General features: G+C 66.7%; 9 protein-coding genes and 1 tRNA gene. 9 read left to right on the forward strand and 1 reads right to left on the reverse strand.

Annotated features, from left to right (window positions below; genetic code table 11):
- Positions 1-86 precede the first annotated feature (86 nt).
- Positions 87-159 (reverse strand) — tRNA-Arg (locus tag AU185_RS05975).
- 153 nt (positions 160-312) lie between these two features.
- Between AU185_RS05975 and AU185_RS05980 the strand changes: the two genes are divergently transcribed.
- From AU185_RS05980 to ettA, 9 genes are all read left to right on the forward strand, one after another.
- Positions 313-1797: a wax ester/triacylglycerol synthase family O-acyltransferase gene (locus AU185_RS05980; protein ID WP_059102345.1), complete on the forward strand. Its 1485-nt coding sequence runs from the start codon at positions 313-315 to the stop codon at positions 1795-1797.
- Positions 1794-3500: an HAD-IB family hydrolase/lysophospholipid acyltransferase family protein gene (locus AU185_RS05985; RefSeq protein ID WP_059102346.1), complete on the forward strand. Its 1707-nt coding sequence runs from the start codon at positions 1794-1796 to the stop codon at positions 3498-3500. Before AU185_RS05980 ends, AU185_RS05985 begins: the two co-directional genes overlap by 4 nt.
- Positions 3497-5842: a glycerol-3-phosphate 1-O-acyltransferase gene (locus AU185_RS05990; protein WP_059102347.1), complete on the forward strand. Its 2346-nt coding sequence runs from the start codon at positions 3497-3499 to the stop codon at positions 5840-5842. Before AU185_RS05985 ends, AU185_RS05990 begins: the two co-directional genes overlap by 4 nt.
- 34 nt (positions 5843-5876) lie before the next feature.
- Entirely contained in the window at positions 5877-7880 is a 2004-nt protein-coding gene (locus AU185_RS05995; protein ID WP_059102348.1) for a bifunctional copper resistance protein CopD/cytochrome c oxidase assembly protein, read from the forward strand.
- Between the two features lie 119 nt (positions 7881-7999).
- Positions 8000-8848 carry a type IV toxin-antitoxin system AbiEi family antitoxin gene (locus tag AU185_RS06000; protein WP_082683760.1) on the forward strand — a complete coding sequence of 283 codons (849 nt, stop codon included), beginning with the start codon at positions 8000-8002 and terminating at the stop codon, positions 8846-8848.
- A gap of 114 nt (positions 8849-8962) precedes the next feature.
- The gene (locus AU185_RS06005; protein ID WP_231740462.1) at positions 8963-9673 is read left to right on the forward strand and encodes a TetR/AcrR family transcriptional regulator; all 711 of its coding nucleotides are present in this window, start codon (positions 8963-8965) and stop codon (positions 9671-9673) included.
- Positions 9657-10553 (forward strand): class I SAM-dependent methyltransferase, encoded by an 897-nt coding sequence (locus AU185_RS06010; protein WP_059102482.1) that lies wholly within the window; start codon positions 9657-9659, stop codon positions 10551-10553. Before AU185_RS06005 ends, AU185_RS06010 begins: the two co-directional genes overlap by 17 nt.
- A 195-nt stretch (positions 10554-10748) precedes the next feature.
- Entirely contained in the window at positions 10749-11207 is a 459-nt protein-coding gene (gene ssb, locus AU185_RS06015; RefSeq protein WP_059102483.1) for a single-stranded DNA-binding protein, read from the forward strand.
- A 122-nt stretch (positions 11208-11329) separates the two neighbouring features.
- Positions 11330-13003, forward strand: coding sequence for an energy-dependent translational throttle protein EttA (ettA, locus tag AU185_RS06020; protein ID WP_059102350.1), 1674 nt, complete (start codon positions 11330-11332; stop codon positions 13001-13003).
- The last annotated feature ends 18 nt before the right edge of the window (positions 13004-13021 follow it).

Raw genomic sequence — 13021 nt, forward strand, 5'->3', positions numbered from 1 at the left:
TAACTGTCAACCATCAGCCGAAACACTGTCGCCCATCAACCGAAGACGAAATGTCAAGCCTCAACCGCACTAATACATCATCCCTGCGCCCCCGGCAGGACTCGAACCTGCGGCCGACCGCTTAGAAGGCGGTTGCTCTATCCGCTGAGCTACGGGGGCAGCGCACTCACCCTAACGGAAAAGCCGCAAACCGATGGACCACCTCAACCCGCCTACCTGCTGGCAAGACAGCTAGTAAAGGGCTCTCGCGTGGACCGACGGCCGACTAGCGTGGTGACGACAGCAGTCACAGCGAGGAGGTTGCGACGGCCCATGAGCGACGTGCCGGAACTCGATGCGGCGGGACTCCCCGAGGAACTCAGCCCGCTGGACCAGATCCTGCACCGTGGCGAGGCCAACCCACGCACCCGATCGGGGATCATGACCGTCGAGATTCTCGACTGCGCTCCGGACTGGGATACGTTCCGCGCCAAGTTCGACACCGCCTCCCGCAAGGTGCTGCGGCTGCGGCAGAAGGTCGTGATGCCGACGCTGCCGACCGTGGCGCCGAGGTGGGTCGTCGACCCCGACTTCAACCTCGATTTCCACCTGCGGCGCGTTCGCGCCCCGGCACCGGGCACCTTCCGCCAGGTGCTCGACATCGCCGAGGTCGCTGCTCAGTCGCCGCTCGACATCTCCCGGCCGCTGTGGACGGCCACGCTCGTCGAGGGGCTCTCCGGCGACCGCGCCGCGCTCGTCGTTCACCTCAGCCATGCGGTCACCGACGGTGTCGGCGGTGTCGAGATGTTCGCCAATCTCTACGACCTCGAGCGTGACCCGCCGCCACAGCCGGTCCCGCCGCTTCCCATCCCGCAGGACCTGTCGCCCAACGACCTGATGCGCCAAGGGATCAACCGGCTGCCCGGCACCATCGCAGGCCGGATGCGCGGAGCGCTGTTCGGCGCCGCGCACGTCGCGGGGGAGGTGATCCGCGATCCGATCTCGCGGTTGGGCAGCGTCGTCGAGTACGCGATGTCGGGCGCGCGAGTGGTCGGTCCCGTCGCGGATCCCTCGCCGGTGCTGCGGCGGCGCAGCCTGTCGTCGCGCAGTGAGGCGATCGACATCGAGTTCGGCATCTTGCACCGGGCCGCCAAGGCGGCGGGTGGCTCGATCAACGACGCGTATCTGGCCGGCGTGTGCGGCGCGCTGCGGCTGTACCACGAAGCCAAGGGTGTGCCGATCGACACGCTGCCGATGGCGGTGCCGGTCAACCTTCGGTCCGACGCCGATCCGGCCGGCGGAAACCGGTTCGCGGGCATCAATCTCGCTGCGCCGATCGGTCTCAGCGATCCCGAGGTGCGCATCCGGCACATCCGCTCGCAGATGACCACCAAGCGCGAGGAACGGGCCATCGACATGGTCGGCGCCATTGCCCCGTTGGTGGGCCTGCTGCCCGACTCGGTGCTCGAGTCGATGGCCGGCTCGTTCGTCAATTCCGATGTCCAGGCCAGCAATGTCCCGGTGTATGCGGGCGACACGTTCATCGCCGGCGCAAAAGTCCTGCGGCAGTACGGGCTCGGCCCGCTGCCGGGGGTGGCGATGATGGTGGTGCTGGTGTCACGCTCCGGCTACTGCACGATCACCAGCCGCTACGACCGCGCTGCAGTCACCGATCAGGAGTTGTGGGCGCGCTGCCTGCTCGCGGGGTTCGATGAGGTCCTCGCCCTCGGTGGCGACGGCCGAGCCGACCCCGCCTCGTTCAGCGTCGACGCGACGTCCGCCGTTTCCTCGTCACCCAATGGGAGTGCAGCGCAATGACTTCGCCAAACGGTCAGTCCTCGCGGCGCACCATGCGGTTGCCGGGCTCGGTCGCCGAGATCCAGGCCAGCCCGCAAGGGCCCGAGGTGGGGGCGTTCTTCGATCTCGATGGGACCCTGGTCGCCGGCTTCACCGGTGTCGTGATGACGCAGGACCGATTCCGCCGCCGTCAGATGTCGATGGGCGAGTTCATCGGCATGGTGCAGGCGGGCCTCAATCACCGACTCGGTCGCTCGGAGTTCGAGGACCTCATCGGCAAGGGTGCGCGCATGCTGCGCGGCAACTCGCTCGCCGACGTCGACGAGCTCGCCGAGCGGCTGTTCGTTCAGAAGATCGTCAGCCGCATCTATCCGGAGATGCGGGAGCTGGTGCGCGCGCACATGTCTCGCGGTCACACCGTCGTGCTCAGCTCATCGGCGCTGACGGTGCAGGTCGAACCCGTCGCGCGGTTTCTAGGCATCGAGAATGTACTGAGCAACAAGTTCGAGATCGAGGAGAACGGATTGCTCACCGGCGAGGTGAAGCGACCGATCATCTGGGGGCCGGGAAAGGCCAGGGCGGTGCAGAAATTCGCCGCCGAGCACGGCGTCGACCTGGCCAAGAGTTACTTCTACGCCGACGGCGACGAGGACGTCGCGCTGATGTACCTCGTCGGTAACCCCCGGCCGACGAACCCGGAGGGCAAGCTCGCCGCGGTGGCGGCCAAACGAGGCTGGCCGGTGCTGCGCTTCACCAGTCGCAGTGGCGCAAGCCCGATTTCGCAACTGCGCACGGCTGCAGGAATCGCGGCGATGGGCCCGATCGCGGCCGGTGCGCTCGGCCTGGGGCTGCTGACCCGTAACAAGCGCACCGGCGTCAACTTCTTCACCGCGGCCTTCGGCCGGACGCTGATGAGCACGATCGGCATCAACGTCAACGTGGTCGGCAAGGAGAACTTGACCAAGCAGCGGCCGGCGGTGTTCCTGTTCAATCACCGCAATCAGGCCGACCCGTTGATCGCGGGCCACCTGGTGGATACCAACTTCACGTCGGTGGGAAAGAAGGAACTGGAGAAGGATCCGATTGTCGGCACCCTCGGCAGGATCATGGACGCCGCGTTCATCGACCGCGAGGATCCACAGAAGGCGGTCGAGGGGCTGAAGAAGGTCGAGGAGTTGGCCCGCAAGGGGCTGTCCATCCTGATCGCCCCGGAAGGCACCCGGTTGGACACCACCGAGGTCGGGCCCTTCAAGAAGGGTCCGTTCCGAATCGCGATGTCGGCCGGAATCCCGATCGTGCCCATCGTGATTCGCAACGCCGAGGTGATCGCCGCCCGCGATTCGAGCACCTTCAACCCCGGAACCGTCGACGTGGTGGTCTACCCGCCGATACCTGTCGACGACTGGACGCACGACAACCTCGCCGAACGCATCGACGAGGTCCGTCAGCTCTACCTCGACACGCTGCGAGACTGGCCGCACGACGAGTTGCCCACCCCGGAGCTGTACACCCGCGGGGTGCCGACGACGAAGAAAGCGGCCGGCAAGAAGCCCGCGCCGAAGAAAGCCGCGAAGAAGACGGCTGCCAAGTCTGCTGCGACCAAGTCTGCGGCGACAAAGACGGCGGCCAAGAAGACGGCGGCCAAGTCTGCGGCCACCAAGACGGCGGCCAAGAAGCCGGCAACGAAGTCGGCAACGAAGTCTGCGGGGAAGGGCCGTCCGTGAAGCCCTCCGCCGACCAGTACGCACCGTTCACGCCCACCGGTGATGCGTTGGTGCTGGCGTCGGCTTCCTCTGCGGCCGAACGGGATCTGCTCGACGACTGGCTCGATCGGCAGCGGCGCGAGAACCCCGGCTCCAAGATCGACGTGCTGCTGTTGCCCGACGATGACCCACCGCCCGGCGTGCTCGCCCAGCTCGTGGGTGAGCTCGAAGCCGGCGATGACCGCTCCGTCGTGCCGGTGCGCGTGTTCTGGGTGCCGGGCGGACTGCCCACCCGCTCCAAGGTGGTCGCGCTGATCTCCGGCCGGGACACCTACCGCCCGCCCGATATCCTGCAGCGCCGCATTCTGCGCCGCGACCCGTCGCGAGCCCGCGTCGTCGCCGGTGAACCCGCGAAGGTCTCCGAGCTTCGCCAGCAGTGGGCCGATACCACCGTCGCCGAAAACCCCCGCGAATTCGCGCGTTTCGTCATCCGCCGGGCGATCCTTGCCATCGAACGCGTCGAGCTGCGGCTGTTGGGCCCGGAGTACAAGTCACCGCGACTCATCAAACCGGAGTTGTTGGCGTCGGCCCGTTTTCGGGAGGGCCTGGAGCGCATCCCGGGCGCAAACCTGGAGACTGCGGGGGAGATGCTCGACGAGCTGTCGACCGGGTGGAGCCGGTTCTCGGTCGACCTGATCCCATCGCTCGGGCGCGCGATATTCAGCCGTGGCTTCGATCCGAACATCGACTACGACCGCGCCGAAGTCGAGGTGATGCGCCGCAATCTGGAAAACCATCCGGCCGTGCTGTTGTTCTCGCACCGGTCCTATCTCGACGGGGTGATCGTGCCGGTTGCGATGCAGGAGAACCGGTTACCGCCGGTGCACACGTTCGCGGGAATCAACCTCTCGTTCGGCTTCATGGGTCCGCTGATGCGCCATTCCGGCGTGATCTTCTTGCGCCGCAAACTCGACGATCCGCTCTACAAGTACGTGCTGCGGCAGTTCGTCGGGTACATCGTGGAGAAGCGGTTCAACCTCAGCTGGTCGATTGAGGGCACCCGGTCGCGAACGGGAAAGATGTTGCCGCCCAAACTCGGACTGCTCGCCTACGTGGCTGACGCCTACCTCGACGGTCGAAGCGAGGACATCCTGTTACAGCCGGTGTCGATCAGCTTCGACCAGTTGCACGAGACAGCCGAATACGCCGCCTACGCCCGGGGTGGCGAGAAAACGCCCGAAGGCTTGTCGTGGTTGTACAACTTCATCAAGGCGCAGGGCGAGCGCAACTACGGCAAGATCTACGCCCGCTTCCCGGAGGCCGTGTCGATGCGCGAATACCTCGGCGCGCCCCACGGGCCGATGACCACCGATTCCGACGCCAAACGCCTTGCGCTACAGAAGATGGCGTTCGAGGTGTCGTGGCGAATTCTGCGCGCCACGCCGGTGAACGCCTCCGCGCTGGTCTCGGCGCTGCTGCTCACCACCCGCGGGGTCGCACTGACGCTCGACCAGATTCATCACACGCTGCAGCTCTCGCTGGACTACCTGGAGCGCAAGCAGACCCCGATGACGAACAGCGCGTTGCGGTTACGCACTCCGGAAGGTGTACGGGCGGCGCTGGACGCGTTGTCCAACCGGCACCCCGTGACGTGTGTCGAAGGGGGCCGCGAGCCCGTTTGGCGGATCGCACCCGAGGATGAACACGAGGCGGCGTTCTACCGCAACACGCTCATCGACGCGTTTCTGGAGACCTCGCTCGTCGAGTTGGCGCTGGCGCACGCCGGACGCGCGGAATCCGATCGGCTCGAAGCGTTCTGGACCCAGGTGATGCGGCTGCGCGACCTGCTGAAGTTCGACTTCTACTTCGCCGACTCGGCGGCGTTCCGTGAGCACGTCGCCGAAGAGTTGTCCTGGCATGACGGTTGGGAAGAGCAGGTCTCGGCGGGCGAGCAACAGGTCGACGCGCTGCTGCGCACCAAACAACCTCTGTTGGCCGCCGCCATGCTGCGACCGTTCTTCGAGGCCTACGAGATCGTCGCCGACGTGCTGCGCGATGCACCCGCCGAGATCGACGAGAAAGACCTGACGAAAAAGGCACTCGGCTTGGGCAACCAGTACGTCGCGCAGAGCAGGGTGCGCAGCAACGAGTCGGTGTCGGCGCTGCTGTTCGCAACGGCCCGCCAGGTTGTCGCCGACCAGCATCTGCTGGAGCCCGCCGCCGATCTGGCCGAGCGGCGCACCGCGTTTCGCGATGAGCTCCGCGCGATCATGCACGATATGGACAAGGTCGAGCAGATCGCCCGCGAGCAGTTCTACGCGCGCGAGGTCGAGCGTCGCGCCGCGCGCCGCGGGACGACCTGAGCCGCTTGTAGAAGCCTGGTCATACGCTGGTGGTATGACCACGGTGGCATCGGGTGTGCGCAGTCGCGCGGTATGGCCGGTGCTCATCGGGGTCGCGGCGTTGGCGGGCGCGGTCGCCGCGGGCATCGGCGCACTGTCGCTGGCTGACGCGTTGAGCGCGACCGGGTTGCCGGATCCCGGCCCGGTCACCACTTACGGGCTGCCGTTCGTGCGGGCCGCCGGTGAGATCGCGGCGGTGATCGCCATCGGATCGTTCCTGTTCGCCGCGTCCCTCACGCCGCCGCAGCCCAACGGTGTGCTCGACGCCGGCGGTTACCGGGCGTTGCGCCTGGGCACCGGCGCGTCGGCGGTGTGGACGGTGTGCGCGGCGCTGATGGTCCCGCTGACGGTGTCCGACGTCTCCGGCCAACCGCTGCGCCAGAACCTCGACCCGCTGGCCGTCTGGTCGGCCGCGAGCCTCGTCGAAACCGCGGGCGCATGGCGGTGGAGCGCGTTCCTCGCCGCGGCCGTCACCGTGGCCAGCCTCCCAGTGCTGCGTTGGTCGTGGACGCCGGTGCTGTTGGCCGGATCATTGACGACCCTCATTCCGCTCGGCCTGACCGGGCACTCCTCGACCGGCGGCGCCCACGACCTGGCGACCAACAGCCTGCTGTTGCACCTCGGCGCCGGGGCGCTGTGGGCGGGCGGGCTGCTCGCCTTGCTGGCGCACGTCATGCGCGGAGGCCGGCATGCCGGTCTGGCTGCGCGCCGTTTCTCGGCCCTCGCGCTGTGGTGCTTCGTGGTGATGGCGATCAGCGGCGTGATCAACGCGCTGGTGCGCATCGAACCCGCCGACCTGCTGCGCACCGAGTACGGCTGGCTGGTCGTCGGCAAAGCGGCGGCGTTGATCCTGCTCGGCCTGTTCGGCTGGCGGCAGCGCCGCAGCGGCCTGGCCGCGCTGGCGGCCGAACCGGAGTCGCGGGGCCCGTTGATTCGGCTGGCGCTGATCGAGGCGGTGCTGTTCGGGGCGACCTTCGGAATCGCCGTCGGACTGGGGCGCACGCCTCCACCGCCGCTGGCCGCACAACCGGGTCCGGTCGAGGTCGCGATCGGATACGACCTCGCCGGGCCGCCCACCTTCGAGCGGATACTCGTCGACTGGCGCTTCGATCTGATTTTCGGCACCGCCGCGATCGTCTTCGCGGTGGTGTATCTGCTGGGGGTACGCCGGCTTCGCCGCCGGGGCGACGCCTGGCCGGTGGGCCGGACGCTGGCCTGGCTGTGCGGGTGCGCGGCGTTGCTGTTCGCGACGTCCTCGGGGTTGGGCAGGTACATGCCCGCGATGTTCTCGATGCACATGATCGCGCACATGGTGCTGTCGATGCTGGTGCCGGTCCTGCTGGTGCTCGGCGCGCCGATGACCCTGGCGCTGCGGGCGCTGCCGGCCGCCGGCCGCGGAGATCCGCCCGGTGCCAGGGAGTGGCTGCTGGCGGCGCTGCATTCGCGGGTGTCGCGGTTCTTCACCAATCCGGCCGTGGCGACGGTGTTGTTCGTCGCGGGTTTCTACGGGCTGTACTTCGGTGGCCTGTTCGACGCCGCGGTCGACAAGCACGGCGCCCACGTGTTGATGAACCTGCACTTTCTGCTCAGCGGATACCTCTTCTATTGGGTCGTGATCGGCATCGATCCAGCGCCGCGGCAGATTCCCCAGCTGGGCAAGGTCGCGATGGTGTTCGCGTCCCTGCCGCTGCATGCGTTCTTCGGCGTGGTCCTGATGGGCATGAAGACGGTGCTGGGGGAGCCGTTCTACCGGTCGCTGCAACTGAGCTGGCACACCGATCTGCTCTCCGATCAACGCACCGGTGGTGGCATCGCGTGGGCGGCGGGCGAGATCCCGCTCGTGCTGGTGATGTTCGCGTTGCTGATCCAGTGGTCCCGCAGCGATCGGCGTACCGCCCAGCGGATAGACCGGGCCGCCGACCGTGACGACGACGCGGAACTCGCCGCTTATAACGCGATGCTCGCCGAACTTGCGCGGCGCGACGGTTCCTCGCGCTGAGTCCGGCATCGTGTGCGCCGAGACCGACGCTTTGGCTGGTTTCCGGCCGTCGAATCGACCATTGCGTCGGTTTCGAGAACAGCGGGAGCCCGACTAATGCCCGACTGCGTCCAAGCAGTGTGGACATTCCGTTCATCGGCAGTGACGCCATAGCCGCCGGCCACCTCACGAGAGCCCGCCTGCGCAGTCAGTATCGGCCGCTGTACCGCGGCATCTACGTGCCGAGACGCTACAACGTCTCGCTGCGCGAGAGGATCGTCGGCGTGGCTCTCGCCGCGCCTGACGCGGTGATCGCGGGCGTGGCCGCATCCTCGCTTCACGGGGCGAAGTGGATCGATGATGACGTTCCGATCGAAGTGGTCAAAGCGATCCGACGCCAGCGCGGGTTGATCGTCCGCGACGAGACGCTGGACGAGAGCGAGGTCACCACGGTCGCGGGCATTCGCGTGACCACCCCGGCCCGAACCGCGGTCGACCTTGCCCGCCACCTCCCGCGCGACAAGGCGGTCGAACGATTGGACGCGTTGATGAGCGCGCGTCCGTTCGCTCCGGAGGATGTGGTGCTGCTGGCGAAACGTCATCGCGGTGCGCGTGGTCTGCGGCGGCTGCCGGTGGCGTTGCCGCTCGTCGACGGCGGCGCCGAGTCGCCGAGAGAAACCTGGCTGCGGCTGCTCTTCATCGATGCCGGGCTACCCCGCCCCACAACGCAATTCGTGGTTCATGACGAATTCGGCCGCTACGTCCGGCGCATTGACATGTGCTGGGAGGAGTTCAAAGTCGGCGCCGAGTACGACGGAGAACAACACCTCAACAGCCGGCGACAATATGTGTTGGACGTCCAGGTCAACCGCGCGCTGCAGCGGCTCCGCTGGCACGTCGTCCACGTCATCAAGGAGGACCGGGCGGCTGACATCGTCGAGCAGGCGCGCACCGCCTTGCTATCGCGGGGCTGGCGGCCGAGCAAATGAGTGCCTCGCTCGAAACCGACGCAATGGTCGATTCGGCGGCCGTAAACCAGCCAAAGCGTCGGTCTCGGCCCGTGACTATTGACCAGAATCGTTTTTTGGTCAACTATTGGACTCGTGAACGCGCGACGGGCACGGGCGGACCGGATCCTCGACACCGCCAAGGACTTGTTGCTGCGCTGGGGTTATCGGCGTATCCGCATTGACGAAGTCGCCAAGCGGTCCGGAGTCGGCAAGGGAACCGTCTACCTGCACTGGCGCACCCGCGAGCAGTTGTTGTCCGCGGTCGGCACGCGAGAGACCGCGGAAATGGTTGACGCCGTAGTGGCCGCGATCCGAGCCGATCCGCTTCAGGTGATGCCGCATCGACTGATGCGTCGGGTTTTCATGGAGGCGATGCACCGGCCCGTGTTGCGCGCGATCTACACCCAGGACACCGACACGATGGACGCGCTCGTCGCCGACAGCTCGCAGAAAGCGATGGGCGGTGCCAACTTCGCCGGCTGGCGCGAGTACTTGTCGATTCTCGATGAGCACGGCTTGCTTGGCGAGGGCCTGACGGCGGACGACGTTCACTATCCCCTCACCGCCAGTGTTTTCGGCTTCTTCGCTGCCGAGCCGATGCTGCCCGACGAGTTGGGCCTGAGCCTGGACGAGAAGGCTGACCAGCTGGCGAACATGTTGCGCCGGGCTTTCGAACCGGCTCGCCCGCCGGCAACCAAGCGCGTGCACGCTGCTGCCGACAAGGTCAGCGCCCTCTACGAACGACTCGCCGACGAATTCCGGACGCTCACCTATGGAGGAGATCACGATGACTCGAAGCGATGATGACAGTTGGGATCTGGCGACGAGCGTCGGCGCCACCGCGACCGTGGTCGCTGCCCAGCGCGCTGTCGCGGCGAAAACTTCGCTGATCGACGATCCGTACGCCGAGCCGCTGGTCCGGGCGGTGAACGCCGATTCCGTGACGCGTCTGCTCGACGGTGGCACCGGCGAAGTCGACGACGGGACCTTCACGGTGCAGCAGGCGGCCGAAGCGATGGCGGTACGCACGCGCTTCTACGACGAACTGTTCACGCGGGCCGCTGCGGCGGGAGTGCGACAGGCGGTCATCTTGGCCTGCGGGCTCGACACCCGCGCCTACCGTTTGCCATGGCCGGCCGGCACGGTCGTATACGAGCTCGATCAGCCGGCGGTGATCGAGTTCAAGTCCAAGACCCTGGCAGATCTCGGGGTACGCCCCACCGCTGAGCGCCGCGCAATCGGGATCGACCTACGCGAGGACTGGCCGAAAGCGCTGCTGGAAAATGGCTTTGACCGATCTGAGCCGGCGGCCTGGATCGCTGAAGGGCTGACGATTTACCTGCCTCCGGAGGCGCAGGACCAGCTGTTCGAGAACATCACCCGGCTCAGCGCGCCGGGCAGCCACCTGGCCACCGAATACGTCCCTGACGCCGCCGTGTTCGCCGACGGCCGGTCGGAACGGGTGTTGGAGGGCTTTCGGAGGTCCGGCCTGGACACCGAGTTGTCTGATCTTGTGTACTCGGGGCGCCGTAGCGACGTCCTCGAATTCCTGGCGGCGCGCGGTTGGGACGTGTCGTCGCAGACCCTCGAAGAGGCGTACGCCATCAACGGCTTCGAGCTACCCGACGAGGACATGTTCGCCGCGTTCGCCGAGGCGCGCATCGTCACGGGGACCCTCACTTAGTCGGTCGATGAGTAACGCCGCGACGATCGTCGCAGCGTGCGACTTTGCGAACCATCCCCAACGCTCGATTCATCCACAGGCCCACCAAGCCGACTGAGCTTGTCGCGTCCCTGTGTCGGTGCCGCGGCGCTCAATGACGGTGTCACCGACGCGCCAACGGGCCGTCGGCAATCAAACAAGTCGAGGGAGATCATCATGTTCGAGACACCGTTCACCATCGTCGGCAACATCGTCACCGACCCGATCCATCGGCGGGTCGGCGATCAGGAGATGGTCCGGTTCCGTGTTGCGAGCAACTCGCGCCGCCGTACCGCCGAGGGAACATGGGAGCCGGGCAATTCGTTGTTCGTCACGGTGAACTGCTGGGGTCGCGTGGTCGCCGGTACCAGTGCAGCTCTGGTCAAGGGCGATCCCGTCATCGTCGTCGGACACGTCTACACCAGCGAGTACGACGATCGTGACGGCAACCGACGCTCATCGGTCGAAGTGCGCGCGACATCCGTCGGCCCCGACCTGGCACGTTGCACAGCACGTATCGATCGGATCAAGCAGCAGACCGACCAGCGGTCCACCGAAACAGACGACCACCCGGTGAATCCGGATGATGACGACGACGCGGAGCAGCCCGACACGGCGCTGCCCCTGACCGCGTAGCGCGGGTAGACGCCCGGCGCGGCCGCCTCGAGTAGCTCTCTCGGCTGCGCCGAGGCGGCCCCGCCTACGATGGTCCGCGAGCATCACCCGAGATTCGCGATTTTCGAAAGGCACATCACGGCATGGCCGAATTCATCTATTCGATGCGGAAGGTCCGCAAGGCGCACGGCGACAAGGTGATCTTGGACGACGTCAGCCTGAACTTTCTTCCGGGCGCGAAGATCGGCGTCGTCGGCCCCAACGGGGCGGGCAAGTCGAGTGTGTTGCGGATCATGGCCGGGCTGGACCAGCCCAACAACGGCGATGCACTACTGCAACCCGGCGCGACCGTGGGCATCCTTCAGCAGGAGCCGCCGCTCAACGAGGAGAAGACCGTTCGCGAGAACGTCGAAGAGGGCGTGGCGATCAAGGAGAAGCTCAACCGCTACAACGAGGTCGCCGAGCTGATGGCCACGGACTACTCCGATGAGCTGATGGAGGAGATGGGGCGGCTGCAGGAGGAACTCGACGCGGCCGACGCCTGGGACATCGACTCCCAGCTCGAGCAGGCGATGGACGCGCTGCGCTGTCCGCCGCCCGACGAACCGGTCACGCACCTGTCCGGTGGTGAGCGCCGCCGGGTCGCGCTGTGCAAGCTGCTGCTGTCCAAACCCGACCTGCTGCTGCTCGACGAGCCGACCAACCACCTGGACGCCGAGAGCGTGCAGTGGCTCGAACAGCACCTCGCTGAGTACAAGGGCGCGATCCTCGCGGTCACCCACGACCGGTACTTCCTGGACAACGTCGCCGAGTGGATCCTCGAACTCGACCGTGGGCGCGCCTACCCGTACGAGGGCAACTACTCGACCTACCTCGAGAAGAAGGCCGAGCGCGTCGCGGTGCAGGGTCGCAAGGACGCCAAGCTGCAGAAGCGGCTCCAAGACGAGCTGGCGTGGGTGCGCTCGGGCGCCAAGGCCCGGCAGGCCAAGAGCAAGGCCCGGCTGCAGCGCTACGAGGAGATGGCCGCGGAGGCCGAGAAGAGCCGCAAGCTCGACTTCGAGGAGATCCAGATCCCGACGCCACCGCGGCTGGGCAACGTCGTCGTCGAGGTCGAGCACCTCGACAAGGGGTTCGGCGGCCGCACCCTCATCAAGGACCTGTCGTTCACGCTGCCGCGCAACGGCATCGTCGGCGTCATCGGCCCCAACGGCGTCGGCAAGACGACGCTGTTCAAGACCATCGTCGGCCTCGAGCAGCCCGACAGCGGCACGGTGAAGGTCGGCGAGACGGTCAAGCTGAGCTACGTCGACCAGAGCCGTGCGGGCATCGACCCGAAGAAGAACGTGTGGGAGGTCGTCTCCGACGGGCTGGACTACATCGAGGTGGGACAGAACGAGATTCCGTCTCGCGCCTATGTGTCCGCGTTCGGTTTCAAGGGCCCCGATCAGCAGAAGCCCGCCGGGGTGCTCTCGGGCGGTGAACGCAACCGGCTCAACCTGGCGCTGACGCTCAAAGAGGGCGGCAACCTGATCCTGCTCGACGAGCCGACCAACGACCTCGACGTGGAGACACTGTCATCGCTGGAGAACGCACTCGAAAGCTTCCCCGGCTGCGCGGTCGTGATCTCCCACGACCGCTGGTTCCTCGATCGCACGTGCACGCACATCCTGGCGTGGGAGGGCGACGAGGACAACGAAGCCAAGTGGTTCTGGTTCGAGGGCAACTTCGGTGCCTACGAGGAGAACAAGGTGGAACGACTCGGTATCGAAGCCGCGCGTCCGCACAGGGTGACCCACCGAAAGCTCACGCGCGACTGATCCGGCGGGGTAAGAGCG

It is taken from the genome of Mycobacterium sp. GA-0227b (assembly GCF_001499855.1).
Taxonomy (GTDB): domain Bacteria; phylum Actinomycetota; class Actinomycetes; order Mycobacteriales; family Mycobacteriaceae; genus Mycobacterium.